15 protein-coding genes are annotated in these 17,627 nt (G+C 57.7%); 3 read left to right on the plus strand and 12 right to left on the minus strand.

Annotated elements, in window-relative coordinates:
* Positions 1–39 precede the first annotated feature (39 nt).
* Both RAS12_RS07030 and RAS12_RS07035 read left to right on the plus strand, forming a co-directional pair.
* The gene (locus RAS12_RS07030) at positions 40–1,926 is read left to right on the plus strand and encodes a CocE/NonD family hydrolase (protein WP_306946633.1); all 1,887 of its coding nucleotides are present in this window, start codon (positions 40–42) and stop codon (positions 1,924–1,926) included.
* Positions 1,923–2,441 carry a GAF domain-containing protein gene (locus RAS12_RS07035; RefSeq protein WP_306946635.1) on the plus strand — a complete coding sequence of 173 codons (519 nt, stop codon included), beginning with the start codon at positions 1,923–1,925 and terminating at the stop codon, positions 2,439–2,441. The genes RAS12_RS07030 and RAS12_RS07035 overlap by 4 nt, the downstream gene beginning before the upstream one ends.
* A 20-nt stretch (positions 2,442–2,461) precedes the next feature.
* Here the strand turns inward: RAS12_RS07035 and RAS12_RS07040 are convergent, their stop codons facing one another.
* The 5 genes from RAS12_RS07040 to RAS12_RS07060 all read right to left on the minus strand — a co-directional run bounded on the left by RAS12_RS07040 (position 2,462) and on the right by RAS12_RS07060 (position 7,262).
* Positions 2,462–3,205 (minus strand): ABC transporter ATP-binding protein, encoded by a 744-nt coding sequence (locus RAS12_RS07040; protein WP_306946637.1) that lies wholly within the window; start codon positions 3,203–3,205, stop codon positions 2,462–2,464.
* Positions 3,202–4,005: an ABC transporter ATP-binding protein gene (locus RAS12_RS07045; RefSeq protein ID WP_306946638.1), complete on the minus strand. Its 804-nt coding sequence runs from the start codon at positions 4,003–4,005 to the stop codon at positions 3,202–3,204. Before RAS12_RS07045 ends, RAS12_RS07040 begins: the two co-directional genes overlap by 4 nt.
* Positions 4,002–5,093, minus strand: coding sequence for an ABC transporter permease subunit (locus tag RAS12_RS07050; RefSeq protein ID WP_306946640.1), 1,092 nt, complete (start codon positions 5,091–5,093; stop codon positions 4,002–4,004). Before RAS12_RS07050 ends, RAS12_RS07045 begins: the two co-directional genes overlap by 4 nt.
* Positions 5,090–6,019 (minus strand): branched-chain amino acid ABC transporter permease, encoded by a 930-nt coding sequence (locus tag RAS12_RS07055; protein ID WP_306946642.1) that lies wholly within the window; start codon positions 6,017–6,019, stop codon positions 5,090–5,092. Before RAS12_RS07055 ends, RAS12_RS07050 begins: the two co-directional genes overlap by 4 nt.
* 94 nt (positions 6,020–6,113) lie before the next feature.
* The gene (locus RAS12_RS07060; protein ID WP_306946644.1) at positions 6,114–7,262 is read right to left on the minus strand and encodes a branched-chain amino acid ABC transporter substrate-binding protein; all 1,149 of its coding nucleotides are present in this window, start codon (positions 7,260–7,262) and stop codon (positions 6,114–6,116) included.
* A gap of 227 nt (positions 7,263–7,489) precedes the next feature.
* Between RAS12_RS07060 and RAS12_RS07065 the strand changes: the two genes are divergently transcribed.
* A complete protein-coding gene (locus tag RAS12_RS07065; RefSeq protein WP_306946646.1) occupies positions 7,490–7,669 on the plus strand; it encodes a hypothetical protein in 180 nt (59 codons plus the stop codon).
* Positions 7,670–7,750: 81 nt separating this feature from the next.
* On the opposite strand, the gene yddG is transcribed toward RAS12_RS07065, so the two are convergent.
* The 7 genes from yddG to RAS12_RS07100 all read right to left on the minus strand — a co-directional run bounded on the left by yddG (position 7,751) and on the right by RAS12_RS07100 (position 17,625).
* Complete coding sequence (yddG, locus tag RAS12_RS07070; RefSeq protein WP_306946649.1) at positions 7,751–8,656, minus strand: aromatic amino acid DMT transporter YddG; 906 nt, start codon at positions 8,654–8,656, stop codon at positions 7,751–7,753.
* 92 nt (positions 8,657–8,748) lie between these two features.
* A complete protein-coding gene (locus RAS12_RS07075; RefSeq protein WP_306946651.1) occupies positions 8,749–10,209 on the minus strand; it encodes an NAD-dependent succinate-semialdehyde dehydrogenase in 1,461 nt (486 codons plus the stop codon).
* Positions 10,210–10,283: 74 nt separating this feature from the next.
* On the minus strand, positions 10,284–11,564 hold the full coding sequence (locus RAS12_RS07080) for an aspartate aminotransferase family protein (RefSeq protein WP_371321293.1): 1,281 nt from the start codon (positions 11,562–11,564) through the stop codon (positions 10,284–10,286).
* A gap of 123 nt (positions 11,565–11,687) precedes the next feature.
* Positions 11,688–14,600: an FAD-binding and (Fe-S)-binding domain-containing protein gene (locus RAS12_RS07085; RefSeq protein ID WP_306946655.1), complete on the minus strand. Its 2,913-nt coding sequence runs from the start codon at positions 14,598–14,600 to the stop codon at positions 11,688–11,690.
* Between the two features lie 102 nt (positions 14,601–14,702).
* Positions 14,703–15,431: a haloacid dehalogenase type II gene (locus tag RAS12_RS07090; protein WP_306946657.1), complete on the minus strand. Its 729-nt coding sequence runs from the start codon at positions 15,429–15,431 to the stop codon at positions 14,703–14,705.
* A 359-nt stretch (positions 15,432–15,790) separates the two neighbouring features.
* On the minus strand, positions 15,791–16,741 hold the full coding sequence (locus RAS12_RS07095; RefSeq protein ID WP_306946659.1) for a branched-chain amino acid ABC transporter permease: 951 nt from the start codon (positions 16,739–16,741) through the stop codon (positions 15,791–15,793).
* Positions 16,742–16,743: 2 nt separating this feature from the next.
* A complete protein-coding gene (locus RAS12_RS07100; RefSeq protein WP_306946661.1) occupies positions 16,744–17,625 on the minus strand; it encodes a branched-chain amino acid ABC transporter permease in 882 nt (293 codons plus the stop codon).
* Positions 17,626–17,627 lie beyond the last annotated feature (2 nt).

The raw sequence follows: 17,627 nt of genomic DNA on the forward strand, positions 1-17,627 counted from the left end.
CGCAGCCAGTCTGCCCCAACATTGAATTCAAGGATGTCCATGCAGTCCTACCCCAAAAACGAAGATGTGGCCTGGGTGGTTCCACCCCAAAACTATGCCGATACCCGGCCCGCGATTTACAGCATCCCAGAGCCTGAGTCCCGCTACCTCACGATGCGCGATGGCTGCCGCCTGGCGATTGATGTCTACGTTCCGCAATCTCCCGACAAGCAGACCAGCACGCAGACCCCGGCACAGTTTCCCGCCATTGTTCTTTTCACCCCCTATTACCGCCGCTTCAAACTGAAAACCGGCGGCGCAGGCGAACGCGCACCCAACACGGCAAAGTTCCGCGACTTCTTCGTCCCGCGCGGTTACGTGGTCGTCGTGATCGACGTGCGCGGAACGGGCGCCAGCTTCGGCACGCGAGACAGCTTCCGTTCGCCACGCGAGCGCGAAGACAGCCGCGAGGTTGTAGATTGGATCGTCAAGCAACCGTGGTCGAGCGGCGTCGTGGGTGCGACCGGCATTTCTTACTTGGGAGCCGCGTCAGATTTTCTTGCGAGCACCCGCCACCCAGCCGTTAAGGCAATTGCTCCACTGTTCTCGGTTTGGGATACCTATACGGATAATTATTTTCCGGGCGGTATTCAGCTCAAGGCACTGACGCAGAGCTATGACGACTTGATGGTCGCGCTGGACCATGACCGCCGCGACATGCTTCACCGGTTCGTGTATTACGCAAATCCGGACTTCGACGGGCCGCAGCCCGTAGACGAAGATCCGGAAGGCAAGCTGTTGAAGGACGCCATTCATCAACACCTGGGGAACTTCCGTCAAACCGAGTTCATGCCTGAATTCCGCTTCCGGGAAGATCCCCTTCCCTACGACCCAGAATTCAGCTCTGCAACTTTTAGCCCCTATAGCCTGGCCGAACAGATACCGCACGATGTGGCCGTACTTTCGGTGTCTGGCTGGATGGATGGCGGGGGTTATATGAACGGCGCAATTTCTCGCTTTTTGACTCTGTCGAAAAATCCGCGCCATCTCTTGCTTGGCCCCTGGGACCATGGTGCACGCATTGATGTGTCGCCTTGGCGCACTTCTCAGATGGCGGATTTCCCGTGGCTGGCGGAAATCCTGCGTTTTTTCGATCACTATCTGCTCGGCAAGAACACCGGGTTGGATGCTGAAGACCCCGTCCATTACTACGCGATTCATGCAGAACAATGGCGAAGCGCGCCTCAGTGGCCCCCTTACGACAAGTGGCCGGACAAGACGCTATACCTTACCCCCAATTCGGTTCTCGAATCATTCCCCGAGTCGGACACCTCGCATCAGGACTATCACGTCGATTTCGCAATTGGCACTGGCTCCGGTACCCGTTACGAGCGCATCGCCGCCATCAACAGCACGGAGTACTACCCGGATTGGCAAGGCCGCACCGACCTGATGTGCAGCTTCACATCAGCTCCCCTACGCGCTGCAACGGAACTGGCCGGCCATGTCGTCGCGGATCTTTGGGTCAGCAGTAGCGAACCCGACGCGGCGTTGTTCGTGTACTTGACCGAAATTGAAGCTGACGGCCGCGAGCGCTACGTGACGGAAGGCATGCTGCGCTTGCTGCATCGCAGGGTCTCCCCGTGCCCTCTGGGCTACCAGACCACGTGGCCTTTCCGCACGTTCAGCAAACAAGACGCCTTGCCGTTGGTGCCCGGGCAGTTCGAACGAATCAGCGTTCCTCTGTTACCCACGGCTTGGCAATTCCAGCCAGGCAGCCGCATCCGCATCTCGATAGCCGGTGCAGACAAGGACCACTGCGGCCAAGTGCCTCACGGTAGACCGCCTATCTTGGCAATCGGGACTGGCGGCGAGCATGGCTCTCGAATTGAGTTTCCATTTCATCCGTTTGAACAGCCTTTCTCCATCAACGAGGCAATGCGATGAACCTGCTATTCACCTTGTCCCCGCCGGAAATCGAAACGCTGACGGCCGCACTGTCGTGCGCCAGAAAACCAGGCACGCCCGATCCGCTGCTTCGGGCGTTGGACGAACTCGCGCAACTACGCGTGGGGCACCGCCTATTCACGGCACTGCGCTACGACCTTGCCGCAGGTATGGCGCACCGTCTCTATAGCAGCGCCCCTCAGATTTATGCCGCAAACGGAAGCAAGCGGATCGTAGATGCGCCTGCATTGCACAGGATGGTGACGAGCGGACAGCCTATGCTGACGGCGGACGCCGACGCCGTCCGGAAAAATTTCCCTGATGCTGACGCGATTTTTTCCCTGAACTGCGAAAGCGTTCTTAACATTCCGGTTTACGGACGGGGTCAACTCTTGGGACAGATTAATCTACTGCACGCCTCAGACTACTACTCCCCCGCGCACATCAAATTCTGCGAGGGTCTCGCGATAATCGCCGCACCCGCGTTTATCGCGTGTGACCCCAGCCACGCTTAACGATGGAACCAGGCGAGCATCTAAGCTTCCACTTCGCCGAGATAGGCGGCGCGCACTTTTGGATTGTTCAGCATGTCGCGCGCGTCGCCATCAAGAATGATCTCGCCTGACTCCATGACATAACCCCGATCACTATTCTCAAGCGCCAAACGTGCGTTCTGCTCGATCAACAGGATTGTCACGCCTTCGCTCGCAATCGTGCGCACCACTTCAAACACTTTCTCTACCATCAAGGGGGCAAGCCCCATGGACGGCTCGTCAAGCAAAAGTAGTTTGGGCCGCGCAATCATGGCGCGCCCCATGGCTACCATTTGCTGCTCACCACCTGATAGTGTGCCGGCCGCCTGCTTGCGGCGCTCCGCCAAACGCGGGAACAGCGTGAACACGCGCTCCGTGTCCTGCCGAATCTGAGATGCGTCGCGCCGGGTATAGGCGCCCATCGCAAGGTTCTCTTCGATGGTAAGTTGTCCAAAAATGCCACGCCCTTCGGGAACCATGATCAAGCCTCGGCGCACCAGATCAAAAGGTGGACTGCCGGCAATTGAACGGCTGTCGTACTCAACGGCGCCACCCACCAACGGGACCAATCCGGTAATGGCACGAAGTGTCGTGCTCTTGCCCGCGCCGTTGGCGCCAATCAGGCATACCCGCTCGCCAGCATTGACGTGTAAATCGATTCCGCGCACGGCACGAATTCCACCATACGCGACCTCCAGCCTTTGCAAGGAAATCAAGGGTTGAATGTGTGATTCTTTCGGATTCATGCTTGCGCCTCAGGATGATGCAACAGGGGGTCTTCGGCTGCGCCCGCGCCAAGATAGGCTTCGATGACCTTGGGGTCGCGCTGAACCTGGGCGGGTTTGCCCATAGCCAGCACCTGCCCGTACTCCAAGACCAAGACACGGCTGCATAAGCCCATCACTAACTTCATATCGTGTTCGATGAGCAACACGGTGATTCCGTCAGCGCGAATCTTCTCAATCAGCTGGCGCAATACGACGGTTTCGGATGCGTTCATTCCTGCGGCAGGCTCATCAAGCGCAAGCAGCTTCGGCTCGGTTGCGAGCGCTCGCGCAATTTCCAACCGGCGCTGGTCGCCATAGGCCAACGACCTTGCCACGTCATTGGCTCTGTGACCAATACCGACATAGTCCAGCAACTCATGAGCGCGGCGCTCAATTGCCGCCTCCTCCGCGCGTTGCGACGCTGTACGTATGACGGCACCCAACACGCCCGCCTTGGTCCGTATGTGCCTGCCTATCATCACATTCTCGATCGCGCTTAAGTTGGCGAACAGACGAATGTTCTGAAACGTACGCGCCAACCCGGCGTTGGCCACCTCGTGCGGCTTTGCCCCTTTTAGCGAAATGCCGTTGAATGTGCATTCCCCTTCGTCGGGCACATACAGGCCGGTCAACACGTTGAACAACGTCGTCTTGCCCGCTCCATTTGGACCGATCAAGCCATAGATCTCCCCTGCCTCAATATCAAAACTGACGTCAGTCAAGGCACGCAGCCCACCGAAGCGCTTTCCCAGCCCTTGGGCTTTCAGAATCACACTCATGCTGCACCGCCTTGCTGGCGCGTGCCAGTCAGCTCTCGCTTGCGTACTGCCGAAGGCCATAGTCCGGCTGGCCGGAACAACATGACGCAAACCATAGCCAGACCAAAAAGCAGCATGCGTATACCCTCGGGGTCAATGACGACTGCGCCAAAAAGCATATGTTGCAGGGGTTCGACCACGGCGCGCAGAAACTCGGGCAACCCGGCCAAGATGATCGCGCCCAGAATGACGCCAGGAATGTGCCCCATACCGCCGAGCACGACCATGCAAAGTATGGAAATAGACTCGGTCAGGCTGAAACTCTCGGGACTGACGAACCCTTGCATCGCGGCAAACAACGCACCCGCGAGTCCGCCGAATGACGCTCCCATTGCAAAGGCAAGCAGCTTTACATTTCGCGTATTGATCCCCATCGCCTTAGCCGCGATTTCGTCTTCGCGAATTGCCTCCCAAGCTCTTCCAACACGGGAGTTTTGGAGCCGTGCGCAAACGACGACAATGAGTAGCGTCAGCCCGACCAGCAGGTAGTAGTACTTTTCAGGCCCCGTGAACCGGATGCCCATCAGCGTCTCAGTGCGATTGAACGCGAACTCGCCTACCCGGAAAGGATCAATACGATTGATCCCTTGAGGCCCATTGGTAATGTTGACCGGCGCATTCAGGTTGTTCAGAAATATCCGGATAATTTCCCCAAACCCCAAGGTCACGATAGCCAGATAGTCACCCCGCAACTTCAGTGTGGGGGCTCCTAGCAAGACCCCAAATACGCAGGCAACTGCCACGCTTATAGGCAGGATGACCCAAAACGGCAGATGCAACCCAAAGTGCGGCGACGCCAGCAGCGCCCATACGTAGGCCCCTACCGCATAGAAAGCGATATAGCCCAAGTCCAAGAGCCCGGCAAAACCGACCACTATGTTCAGACCCAGCGACAACATGACGTACAGCAACGCGAAGTTCAATATTCGAACCCAGCTTTGACCCGCCAAACCCAGCACAAACGGCAGCACCGCAAGAACGATTCCGATCAGCGCGATACCCAGCAGCTGGCGAACCGGCATGGTTTTTCCCATCTTCAAGCTGCTCATGCCCTGTCCCCTACTCGCTCGCCAAGCAACCCTGACGGCCTAAAAATCAGCACGATAACGAGCACCACAAATGCAAACACATCCTGGTAATGACTACCCAGGAAGCCACCGGTCAAGTCGCTGATGTAGCCAGAACCAAGGGATTCAATGATGCCCAAGAGCAACCCTCCAGCCATCGCGCCAACCAGGTTGCCAATCCCTCCCAACACGGCGGCGGTAAACGCTTTCAGCCCGAGCATGAAGCCCATCGTGTATTGCGAAACGCCGTAGTAGGTTGTGATCATCATTCCCGCCACCGCGGCCAGCGCTGACCCGATCAAAAACGCGGCAGATATGACGGTATTGATGTTGACACCCATCAAGCCCGCCACCTCACGGTTCTGCGCCGTCGCCCGCATGGCGGTACCCAGACGCGTCTTGTGCACAAGCAGCAGCAATGCCCCCATGATTGCCGCTGCAATGACAACGATAGCGATCTGGAGGGTACTCATCCTCGCACCCAAGACATTCAAGACTTCAGGCTGCAGGACTTGTGGAAAGTTGAGGTAATTGCGGCCCCAGACCATCATCGCCACGTTTTGCAGAATGATCGAAACGCCAATAGCGGTGATCAAGGCCGCAAGTCGAGGAGCCCGCCGCAAGGGCCGGTAAGCGACTCGCTCCGCCGTCCAGCCTACCGCCATGCACAACGGAATCGCTACCACCAGCCCCAGCCCCAGTACGACGAAAGCGGATAGAGAGGGATCGGCGCCGAACAGCATCGCGGCAACCATCGTGGCAGCCATGGCGCCGATCATCACGACGTCTCCGTGAGCGAAATTGATGAGACCGATGATGCCGTACACCATGGTGTACCCAAGCGCGACTAGCGCATAGACACTGCCTAGCGTCAGGCCGTTGATAAGTTGTTGAGTGAATATATCCATACCGGCTTTGAGTCAGGTGCGGGTTGACCCGCCGCGCCCGTACAGCACGCGACAGGACCCTATTTGTGGAAAAACGCCAGTGCGACGGCCGCCCTCAGTTGGCCTGGCTAACCATGGTTTCGACCATTTCCCACTTGCCGCCCTTAACTTCGTAAATCGTGACCGAGATCTCTTTCAAGTCACCATTCTTGTCATACGCGATATGTTCGCTTGTCGCCCCTCTCCTGCTCAGCTTGGCAAGCTCCGGCAGGTACTTTGCAGGGTCAGCGGAGTCGGCCTTTTCCATCGCCGAAATCATGTTCCAAGCACCGTCGTAGGCATACGGCGTGTAGACGCCCGGGGCCTTTTTGAAGCGCGCTTGATAGCGCTGTTCGAATACCTTGCCTTCCGCCATCTTTTCCAGAGGTACGCCCGCCAGCGATGCATAGGTGCCGTCGGCAGCATCGCCAGCCAATTTGATGAAGGTGTCGCTACGCGTCATCTCGCCCGATACGAGCGGCGCCTTGATCCCCAACGTGACTAGCTGGCGCTTCATGGGGCCAGATTGCGCATCCAGACCGCCGTAGAAGATGGCATCGGGCGCCGTTCCCTTGATGTTCGTCAGAATTGACGTGAAGTCGTTCGCCTTGTCGGTCGTATATTCGCGCCGAACCACCTGGCCGCCGGCCGCCTTCACGGCCTTGTCGACTTCATCGGCCAACCCCTGGCCATAAGCCGTGCGGTCGTCAATGATTGCGACTTTTTTAGCGTTCAGCTTTTGCACCAGGAATTTGCCAACCGCGGCGCCTTGTTGCGTATCGCTGGTCATCATTCGAAATGTGGTTTCGTACCCCTGCTTGGTGTACTCGGGCGAAGTCGCCATCGCAATCTGCGGCAGGCCGGCGTCATGGTAGACGCGGGAAGCCGGAATCGTCGTTCCCGAATTGAAGTGGCCAAGTATCCCACTGACGTCCTGGTCGACCAATTGCTGCGCCACCTGCACCGCAATTCGGGGATCTGCCTGATCATCGCGGGAAACCAGCGAGAACTTGGCCGGTTTGCCGCCTATTTTTACCCCCTTCTGATTGGCTTCTTCGATCGCCAGGATCAGTCCGTTCTGCATCTCCTCGCCGTAGTGTGACTGCGGGCCTGTCAACGGTGCCGCAAATCCAAACTTGATATCGGCAGCGTGGGCGACAGACGTTGTGCTCAAGACAACAGCGGCAATCGTGCAAGCATGGTTGTTCAAGAAATAGCGAAACATAGTGGGCTCCTTTGCCAGGTTCAGTCGAAACTTCACACATCACAATGGAGCGCACGATATCCAACTCGCTATCCAGCGGTCTATGTACGAAAAGTAGGAGTTGGAGGCTCAGATTTCAGACCTGGGACTTTCCCGGATTCCTGGCACCCAGAGGTGCGCTCCAAGCGTACATTCAACCTTGGCAAACCAGGCCCGCCTGCATCTCCACTCCCAAGACGAGGTATTCCATGAGCATTTTTTATGACCGATTTGGAATCCCCATTCAGGCCCATATCGACCATCAGCTGCGATCGGCAACATCAACAGAGAAGCGCGAGACAACACCTGATCTTGAAGACCAAGAACCCGAATCTTTGATTGACGGCTGCGCAGTTGAAAGCCCACACGCCAGCCCCGATCGCCCTTGAGACGGCAGTTGGGAGGGGCGTTGCTATGGTCCAAACCTTGCATCGGCCCCTGCGGGGTCACCGATACCGCTGCTGCGATCCTCACGTGGCAGCAAGTTGCGCCACCTTCTTCTGTTTAGTTGCGAGATAACCCAGCAGGGACCCGGCTGTCACCATAATTACCCCCTGCCAGAAGCTCCATTCCAAAGGAGTGGATAACAACCACGAGGCAAACACCGTCGACAAGACCGGAGTGAAATACGATGCTGTCGCCAACATGGAGATATTTCCATGCAGAATCGCCACGTTCCACAGAGCGTAGCCGCCCGCCATGCTGGCGCCCGCCAGGGCAAGCGTCAGCACGGCTTGGGTGCCTGGGATGGCAAGCGGCTCGGACGACAACGCGAAACGCATCCATAGCGCGCCAGCCGTCAACATGAAGAAGAAACTGACCATATTGCGCCCGCTCGCATAGCGCCGCGTCACATTGCAGTAGAGCGCCCACAGCACCGCGCCTATCAGCGCCAAGCCGTAGCTTGTCGGATTGCTGCTCACGTTCTGAAGCGTTTTTTCCAGATCAAATGCGCTTTCGCTACCTACTACCCACCCCACGCCCAGAAGCGCCAACACGGTGCCGGGCACGATCAGCCATCCTGGGCGCTCTCGATTCATCAGCACCGCGAACAGCACAGTGAAGCACGGCCAAAGATAGTTGATCGTTCCAATTTCCAGCGTTTGACGACGGCTTTGCGCGTAGCCGATAGACAGAGAGAAACAGATCTCATACCCGACAAAAAGCGCACTGGCGGCGACCAGGTAGGCAACGGAACAGTCCCGAATTTTTGGCAGCCCCGACAGCAGAACCAGAAAGAGCGAGCTCGCTGTATATAGAAGCGCTGCTCCCGCTCCCGCGCCAAAGTGTTCTGCAACGCCGCGGATGCCTGCGACGACAACTCCGAACAGAAGAATGGCTGCGAGGCCGCAACCGTTAGCGTAAGTTCGACTCATCAAAGGACAAAACGTGGATTGAACGGTTGCGGTTGCGCTACGTCTTACTCCGGGAGCCGCGATGCTGCCGCGACTCCCGGCGAGTCACCTGATCAGCGGTCAAGTCCGATGGAAACAAAGCGGACGTCCAGGAATTCCTCTAAGCCCCACTTGCCGCCCTCCCGGCCCAGCCCGCTATCCTTGATCCCGCCAAACGGACCTTGAGCAGTAGAGGGTGCGCCGTCGTTGATGCCCACAATCCCGTACTCCAGCTTTTCAGAAACCCGAAAAGCTCGAGACAAGTTCGACGTGTAGAGGTAGGCAGCGAGGCCATAGGGAGTGTCGTTGGCCAACGCGATGACCTCATCTTCATTGTCAAAGATCACGATCGGCGCAACCGGGCCAAACGTCTCTTCTTGCATGATTTCCATCCCTGCCGCGACGTCGGTCAACACAGTAGGCAAGAAGTAAAGACCACTCTTCGCCTTTCCGCCCACAAGAACGCGCGCTCCCTTCGAGACCGCATCCAGGACGTGAAACTGGACCTTCTCAACAGCCGCCCGATCAACCAGCGGCCCAATTTGCGTGTCGAAGTCGGCGGGGTCTCCCACCTTCAACGCTTTCACCCGATCTGTGAGTCTGGCTGCAAACGCTTCCGCGATGCTGCGCTGGACATAGATTCGATTGGTGCACACGCAGGTTTGCCCGGCGTTTCGGAACTTGCACAGCATGACCTCGTCCACAGCACGGTCAATATCTGCATCGTGGAACACGATGAACGGCGCATGGCCACCCAGTTCCAGAGACACCTTCTTGATCGTCCCCGCCGATTGTTGATACAGCATACGGCCGACAGCTGTGCTGCCTGTGAATGTCAGCTTACGCACTGCGCGGGAGTCGAACATGACCTTGGATACGCCGGCCGGGTCGTCTGTGGTCAAGACCTGAAAGGTGCCTGCAGGCCCCCCAACCTTTTCCCACAAAGCCGCCAACAGCACCGCAGTAACTGGAGACTGTTCCGCCGGCTTGACGATGACCGTGCACCCCGCCGCCAACGCCGGTGCGACCTTACGCGTCACCATGGCCGCAGGAAAATTCCAAGGGGTCACCGCGTAGACCGGCCCGACGGGCTGGCGGTTGGCAAACAGGCGTTTGTGCGCATGCTGGCTGGGAAAAGTCTCGCCGTAGACCCGAGTCGCCTCCTCCGCATACAGCTCTACATAGGCTGCCGCGTACGCCACCTCGCCTCGCGCTTCAAGAATCGGCTTGCCCATCTCTGACGAAATGGCCAGCGCAAGTTCTTCCTGATGCGCCATGATTGCGGCATGCCATGCCTTGAGCAAGGTCGCGCGTTGTGCGGCAGTCGTGTTCTTCCAGGAGCTAAAGGCGGCTACCGTCGCCGTCAGCGCGCTTTCAGCTTCCGCTGTCCCGCAGTTGGACATAATGGCAAAACGTTCCTGCTTTGCAGGATTTTGCACATCAAAGCTCTTATCCGTCTTGATCCATTGGCCGTTGATGAAGGCGCCGTAGTGCCGCCCGGGCACAGGTTGCATCGAATTGATTGCGTGTTCCATTACCGAACTCTTCTCATCCACATTGATAGCTGGAGAGTTCTGTTGAACTCCCCGTCTCTATACCCAAAACCTTGCTAGCGATCCGCGGCGCCAGAAATTGCGGCCCCCAGGATGTCCAACGCTTCTTCTGCCTGTTCCATCGAAGTGGTCAACGGTGCAAGCAAGCGCACATTGTTCCGATGGATGCCGCACTTGATGACGAGCAGTCCACGTTCGCGGCAACCATCGATAACGGCCTGCGCGAACGACGCGTCCGGCTTGAACGGGTCGTTATCCAGAACAAACTCCAATGCAATCATCGGGCCGATGCCACGTACGGTCCCAATTTGGGAGAACTTCTTGGCCAACGCATCCACGCCAGAACGGAGAATCTCTCCCAACTGACGTCCCTTCTCCACCAGCTTTTCTTCTTCGAAGATATCCAACACGGCCAACGCTGCCGCGCAGGCCAGGGGGCTACCCGCATACGTACCGCCAAGGCCGCCCGGCGCGGGTGCATCCATGATCTCGGCGCGGCCGACCACGCCTGACAGCGGCAAGCCGCCGGCCAAACTCTTCGCTACCGTAACCAGATCAGGCTGAATCCCTGCGGCCTGGAACCCGAACATTTCCCCCGTCCGCCCAAAGCCGGTCTGAATTTCGTCGCAGATCAAAACAATGCCGTGTTGCTGGGTAAGCTCGCGCAAGGCCTGCATGAACTCACGGCCCGCTTCCCGGAAACCGCCGTCGCCTTGTACCGGTTCAAGGATGATTGCAGCGACACGATCCGGAGAGATTTGCGTTGCAAACAGATCTTGCAGGGCCTGAATCGCATCCTTGGACGAGAAACCCAGATACGGATCGGGATACGGCGTGTGATAGACATCTCCCGCCAATGGTCCAAAGTTCTGCTTGTACGGAGCACTCATCCCGGTCAAGGTCGTGCCCAACAGCGTGCGCCCGTGGAAGCCGCCGCGAAATGCAATCACGCCCGGCACATTGCGATGGGCCCGTGCAATCTTGATGGCGTTTTCGACTGCTTCTGCTCCGGTGGTCAGGAATATCGTCTTGTACGCATCCATGCCCCCCACCATCTTGTTCAATCGAGCGGCGAGATCCACATACACGTCATAGCCGGCCACCTGGAACGCAGCATGGCTGACGCGTTTAAGTTGCTTCTCGACGGCAGCGACTACCTTCGGATGATTGTGCCCAACGTTCAAGACGCCGATGCCGCCAACGAAGTCGAGATAGCGCTTTCCGTCCGTATCCCAGGCTTCCGACCCCAATGCACGATCAAAGAAGATCGGGTGGGCCGTGACAACCCCGACGGGGACGTTTTTGCTGCGCGCCAAGGCCAGCTCTTTGGTGTTCATGACCATTTACTTGCTCCTAAGAATATGCGCGTGAAACGAAAAGTGCGCGTTCGGGCGTCGCCTTGGTGATCGGTGATCAAGCCTTGGGCAACGTTGAAAATTTTTCCGGGAAAAGTCAGTGTCTTACTGGTGGCCACCGACCTGGGCAGTCACACTTTCCGCCAAGACTTCGGCCAGGTGCTTCGGGTTGCGATCACTTAACTTGCCGATCTGATTCCTGCAACTGAATCCATCGGCAACCAGCACGGCATCGGTGGGAAGCGCGTTTAATTTCGGCACCAGTTCAGTGTTTCCAATTCGTTCGGAGACCGGCGCAGTTTTCGCGTGATAGCCGAATGCGCCCGCCATGCCACAGCAGCCTGTGTCCAATACTTTGGCACCCAGCTCCCGTTCTGAACTCATTCCTCCACATGCTCGCTGATGGCAATGCGCGTGAAGATGCACCGCTTCATCTTCCGGGAGACGGATGCCCGCCCGCTTGGCAAATTCCGCGATCGTGACCGTCAAGCCAGCCAGCGTCTTGGCCCGCGGATCATTGCGCAACAAGGAAGGCATTTCATCTCGGAATACCGAAAGGCAGCTCGGCTCCAGCACCAAAACTGGTGTTCCCTGGGCGATCGCATCCTCCAAAAGATCCAGAATCTCCAGGAGGTTTGCCTTGGCCTGGTCCAACAAGCCGACGTCGTAGAATGGGCGGCCACAGCAAACATGACGCTTGGTGAGGCGAGGCAGCCATCCCGCCGCCCGTACCACCGTGATCGCAGCCTCGAGAATATGAGGTGTGAAGCCACTATTGAACGTATCCGTCCAGATAATGACTTCCTGGCACTCGGCGGCATTTTCGGGAATATTGCCAAGCGACTTGGCTACCTTGCCCTTCCGGAAGCTCTTATTGATCGTGGGTAATTTGGCTTGCGGGGCCAAGCCCAACGCTCCACCTATTCTTCTCAACACCGAATTCGCGAGCAACGCGTTGGCGAGCGGTGCGACGCGGCTGGCAACCGGTAGCCACTGGCCAATTCGGCCCACGGCGATATCCACCGGCGAGCGCAATTTGCGCTTGTAGTAGCGGTAGAGAAATTCGCTTCGATATTTCGGGATATCTACGTGCGTAGGGCAATCCACCTTGCAGCCCTTGCACGACAGGCAGAGATCCATCGAATCTTTGACGCTCTCCTGGTCGTCAACCTCGTTAATGATTTTGCCGTTGAGCAATTCGAAGAACAGCCGGGCTCGGCCACGCGTCGAATACAACTCTTCGCGAGTGGCCTTGAAACTGGGGCACATGGTGCCGCCCTCGGTAGACCGGCATTTCCCCATCCCGATGCAGCGTTCCGTCTCACGTGCGTATTCCGTGTCGTGAGTAGCACCATTCGCGTAGGAGAAAATTCCCTTCGTCGAGGCGCGTTGATACTCTGGGCCCATCCTCAGATTACTGTCCACCGGCCAAGCATCAATCAACTTGCCCGGGTTCATCAAACCTTTGGGGTCCCAGATCCGCTTGAATTCGCGGAAAGCATCCATCAATCTTGGGGAGAACATCAAGGGAAGGAACTCGCCCTTGGCCTGGCCATCACCGTGTTCGCCGGAGAGTGATCCGCCGTACTTGACGACCAATTCGCTAGCCTCTTTGAGAAAGCGACGCCAATCCGCCACGCCGACAGTGGAACGCAGATCAAACGTGATTCGAGAGTGGATACAACCATCCCCGAAGTGCCCATATAGATTGGTCTTGTATCCGTAGGATTCCACGAGTGCCGTGAATTCGCGAAGGTACTTGCCTAGATGTTCAGGTTCGACCGCAGCGTCTTCCCACCCCACCGTCGGGTCAGGCCGGTCGGCCACATCGGAAAGTGACGTGGCCGATGCGCCTGTCTCACGTATCGTCCAAAGACGGGACATCAGTGAGGCCTCATCCACCAGACGCGCCGAAGGACACGATGCCAATTGTGTGGCCACCTGCTGTGCGCGTACGGCCATCTGGCGCGCGTCGCTCATGGAATCCGCGCCAAACTCAACCAGAAGCCAAGCGTTTCCGCTCGGCAACTCGGCGATATCGTCAAGCTTCAGACCCAGCTTCTTCAGGCCGCCGACAATACCGTTGTCCACCCCCTCCATGGCGATTGCGCCCATGGGAAGCAGCATCGGCACACTATCCGCGGCATCAAAAATTGAATCAAAACCCAGCACGAGCAGCACACGCTTGGCCTTGCCTGCCACCAACGTCGTCTCGGCATGCAAGGTCGTCGCGCAAGTGCCCTCGGAACCGACCAGTGCCCGAGCAATGTTGAATCCGTTCTCCGGCAGCAACTGATCCAGGTTGAACCCGGAAACACGGCGCTTCAGGCGCGGGAACCCTTGGCGTATGTCGTCGGCGTACTTTTGAGTCAAGTCGCGCAATGCTTGGACAATTCGCGCTTGCTCACCACCGCGGGCCAAATGTGCCTCGTAGGCGGCATCGTCTGTTGGCCCCACCCAGAATCGGGCGCCTGTGGCCGTCACAATCTCAAGCCGTTCGATATTTTCGACAGTCTTTCCTGCCATGACGGAATGCGCGCCGCAGGAGTTGTTACCCACCATGCCACCGATGGTGCAACGAGAGTGTGTCGCCGGGTCTGGACCGAATGTCAGTCCATGCGCCGCCGCCGCAGTCTTTAGCTGATCGCAAATAACTCCCGGCTGAACACGCGCAATGCCTCGCTCCGGCCAGACATCCGTCACATCGTTCAGGTATTTTGAATGGTCAATGCATACCGCCGCGTTAACGGACTGACCGCACATGGACGTACCGGCACCGCGCGGAACCATCGCAATTCCAAGCCGACCACAGGCGCTTACCACCTTCTCCATATCTTCTATGGTCTTCGGGATAACGACGCCCAATGGAGGTTGACGGTAATTCGACGCCTCAGAGGCATACGCGGCCCGCGTGGCCGCATCAAACCGCAGCTCGCAAGTCGTGTCTGCGGCCAGTTCGGCACGCAAACTCAACAATGCGTTCACTTCGATCTTGGGTGCGAAATTAGAGAGGCTCATCGGGATTGAATTCACGCGCGCAACATTTGGCCGGGGCGGCAAGGGTCGGCGTGAGCGGGTCCGCAGGACCCGCTAAATCACACGCCGGCCAAATCAACTTCGTCAGATCTTGGCGAGCTCGTCGCGGTGAGCTTGCACCAGGGCGGCCATACTTTCAAAGTGGAAATCAACCTTGGGCGTGCCAGGCGGAGGCATCGTCGCGCCCCAACCTTCCTGGTTATGCCGGCGGTCGATCCACGCCGATGCGAGACCGAAGTCGTTTGCCGACGCATGGTCGTGGAAGAGACTTTGAGCCGTATGCAAGATGTCCGAACGATCCAGACCAAAGTCTGATTCCAGATGCGCAATCATGTAGTCGAAATTCTTGCGGCTGGGTTTATAGGCCCCCACGTCTTGCGCACTGTAGATTGCGTCGAATTCCACTTTCAAGCGGGCGTTGCTGCCACGGAAGGAAACGCGATCCACGTTGGACAGAATGACCAGCTTGAAGTGTTGCTTGAGGTAAGCCAGCGCTTCCACGGAGTCGGGAAACTCAGGCCAGTCAGGGACCGAAGCGCCAAAGATGTTGGCCTCATAGTTCGCGACAGGAATACTCCACTCGTTTGCCAAGCGCTTGTACACAACCGCGAGCAGTTGCGAGTACGGCATATCTGGCGTCGTGGCCTGTTGATCTGACTCATGCCGGGCATAGATCTCGAGGGCCTGGTCCTTCGTCAGCTCGCCTTTGCGCTTTGCAAGCAGCGGCTTCAGGCCATTGAAGATGCCGGTTTCCCAGTCGATAAGGGTGCCGTAGCAATCAAACGTCAGTACTTTGAAATCGCTCAGTTTCATATAGGCTCCGTCTGCCAATAATCGTTGTCTCTACAGATTGAAGATGAAGTGTCCATGTCCAGCGAAGACACTTGCTACTCAGATGAAAGAGTAGATCAGCGATGGTGGACAGCCTACGGCACAGTCGTAGGATGATCCTTCCACCTACCCCTGCATTTAGTAGGAAGACTGCCGACTGCCGGCGCACGCGATATCTGCTGCTGATAGCCCCATGCCCCAACGCAGCCCAATGGGATTGGGCGCCGGAGCAAAAGCCAAGCAGCTCCTACTGTTCATAGGTAGATTCATGGGCTCGCCCACGAGGGCAAGCGCGTGCCGGCCGGCTTGATATGGCTGCGGCCGGCAGACGACCAGCGGTCTTATTGAGATGCAACGTGTGGCGCGCCGTTGGCGCTACCTCCATCACGTTCCTCACCCTTCTGGTTCGCCATGTCATGGCGCTCTTTTAGCAATCCTTCGGAGCGGCACTGCATCATTGCAATAAGCGCCACTGCGATAACGAACTCGCGCACAGCCGAAGCCTGCACGGCGTTGACCCCTGGCAGTAGCTCTGCAACAAATCGCGTTCCTTCCAGCAACGCCACTACCGCCACAGCGCCTATAACCGCGCCCTTAAGGCGGGTGTACCCACCGAGAGTAACTGCCAGGAAGATATATATCGTCAGCAGGGGAACAAATCCGTCAGGTGCGATATAGCTGGTGAGATGAGCATAGATGGCGCCGGCCAGCCCCGTGACGGCAGCCCCCAGAAAAAACGTCTTCTTCTTGTAGGAAAGAACCCGCTTTCCAGCCACTGCGGCAACGATGTCGTCATCACGCACGGCCCTTAGCGCTCGGCCGTATGGTGATCTCAGCAAGCGCGTCAATATCCAGGCAACCACAGAGACCACTGACCAGATCATAAGCATGTTGAGCAGATTTGCGTACTCTGCGAGTGCGCCAGCGAATGGGGACGCGATGCCTGAAATGCCGTCGCTGCCCTTGGTCAACCAGGTTTCGTTGTTGGCCACCAAGCGGATGACCTCAGCAAACCCCAAAGACACGATCGCCAGGTAGTCTCCTCGCATGCGCCGCGTCGATAACGTCAACAGGACGCCGACAGCGCCCGCCAACAGCGCCCCGGCCAACCAGGCCACAACAACCGGGAGTCCGTGGGCGCTCGTCAATGCCGAGGTATATGCGCCTAGCGCAAAGAAGCCGACCAACCCAAGGTTGACCATCCCACCCTGCCCCCAGATGGTCGCGAGGCCCATCGCCATCAAGGCGTAGATGCCCGCAATGGCGGCAACAAAGATTAGATAGGCAGTCATGGCTATACCCGTGTCTTGGCAGAGAACAAGCCGCTCGGCCGTACAGTGAGCACGAGCATGATGGCAACAAAGGCGATTCCGGACTGGTAAACCGGTGGAATAGCGAGCAAAGACAATTCACTTGCCAATCCAACGAGCAGAGCGCCCGCTACCGCCCCGCCCAAGCTACCCAGCCCTCCCACCACAGCGGCTGCAAAAATGACCAACAACAGGCGGGACCCGGTCAATGGATCGACGCTCGTGTCGATCGCCAATAGCGCCCCGCCGATCCCGGCCAATCCCATGCCAATCGCGGTGGCCATGGTCGACAGGTTTGCGGGACTGATGCCCTTGAGTCTTGCCAGGTCAGGATTGTCCGCAACGCCTCGCATCGCTTTGCCAATTCGCGTGAAATTGAAGAATGCCGCCAGGCCCGCGGTAATGACCAACGCAATCACCATGTTCCGAAACTGCTGCGGTCCCAGACGAATGTCTCCAATACGTATGTCCCGCGCAATCTCAAAGTTGTAGCTATTCAGGCCGTTGCCAAACGAGAAGCGGAACACATTTTCAAGCGCAAGGTTTAGTGCGATAGACACTACGGCGACCATCAACGGCGTGCTTGCGCTAGCCTTTTTTCGCAACGGCGCCAAGGCGATCCGGTCGCCTGCCACGCCGATGCCTGCTGCGATTACAAAGGCGGCAATCAGGCACGGAACCAAGGGCCACCCCAGGTAGGTGTTCACCATCCACCCCGCGTACGCACCCGCCGTCATCTGCGCCGCCACGCTGAAGTTGATCGAACCTAGCACGCTGAATATCAGCGTCAGACCCAAAGCGGGCAGCGCGACGACGGACCCCAGCATCAGACCATTGACGGCCTGCTGAATAATGTCAGTAAACATGA

The sequence above is a fragment of the Achromobacter seleniivolatilans genome (assembly GCF_030864005.1).
Taxonomy (GTDB): domain Bacteria; phylum Pseudomonadota; class Gammaproteobacteria; order Burkholderiales; family Burkholderiaceae_B; genus Achromobacter; species Achromobacter seleniivolatilans.

Excerpts from the sequence above, each read along its gene's own strand:
- RAS12_RS07030 (WP_306946633.1), top strand. The coding sequence starts at position 40 with ATGCAGTCCTACCCCAAAAACGAAGATGTGGCCTGGGTGGTTCCACCC.
- RAS12_RS07035 (WP_306946635.1), top strand. The coding sequence starts at position 1,923 with ATGAACCTGCTATTCACCTTGTCCCCGCCGGAAATCGAAACGCTGACG.
- RAS12_RS07040 (WP_306946637.1), bottom strand. The coding sequence starts at position 3,205 with ATGAATCCGAAAGAATCACACATTCAACCCTTGATTTCCTTGCAAAGG.
- RAS12_RS07045 (WP_306946638.1), bottom strand. The coding sequence starts at position 4,005 with ATGAGTGTGATTCTGAAAGCCCAAGGGCTGGGAAAGCGCTTCGGTGGG.
- RAS12_RS07050 (WP_306946640.1), bottom strand. The coding sequence starts at position 5,093 with ATGAGCAGCTTGAAGATGGGAAAAACCATGCCGGTTCGCCAGCTGCTG.
- RAS12_RS07055 (WP_306946642.1), bottom strand. The coding sequence starts at position 6,019 with ATGGATATATTCACTCAACAACTTATCAACGGCCTGACGCTAGGCAGT.
- RAS12_RS07060 (WP_306946644.1), bottom strand. The coding sequence starts at position 7,262 with ATGTTTCGCTATTTCTTGAACAACCATGCTTGCACGATTGCCGCTGTT.
- RAS12_RS07065 (WP_306946646.1), top strand. The coding sequence starts at position 7,490 with ATGAGCATTTTTTATGACCGATTTGGAATCCCCATTCAGGCCCATATC.
- yddG (WP_306946649.1), bottom strand. The coding sequence starts at position 8,656 with ATGAGTCGAACTTACGCTAACGGTTGCGGCCTCGCAGCCATTCTTCTG.
- RAS12_RS07075 (WP_306946651.1), bottom strand. The coding sequence starts at position 10,209 with ATGGAACACGCAATCAATTCGATGCAACCTGTGCCCGGGCGGCACTAC.
- RAS12_RS07080 (WP_371321293.1), bottom strand. The coding sequence starts at position 11,564 with ATGAACACCAAAGAGCTGGCCTTGGCGCGCAGCAAAAACGTCCCCGTC.
- RAS12_RS07085 (WP_306946655.1), bottom strand. The coding sequence starts at position 14,600 with ATGAGCCTCTCTAATTTCGCACCCAAGATCGAAGTGAACGCATTGTTG.
- RAS12_RS07090 (WP_306946657.1), bottom strand. The coding sequence starts at position 15,431 with ATGAAACTGAGCGATTTCAAAGTACTGACGTTTGATTGCTACGGCACC.
- RAS12_RS07095 (WP_306946659.1), bottom strand. The coding sequence starts at position 16,741 with ATGACTGCCTATCTAATCTTTGTTGCCGCCATTGCGGGCATCTACGCC.
- RAS12_RS07100 (WP_306946661.1), bottom strand. The coding sequence starts at position 17,625 with ATGTTTACTGACATTATTCAGCAGGCCGTCAATGGTCTGATGCTGGGG.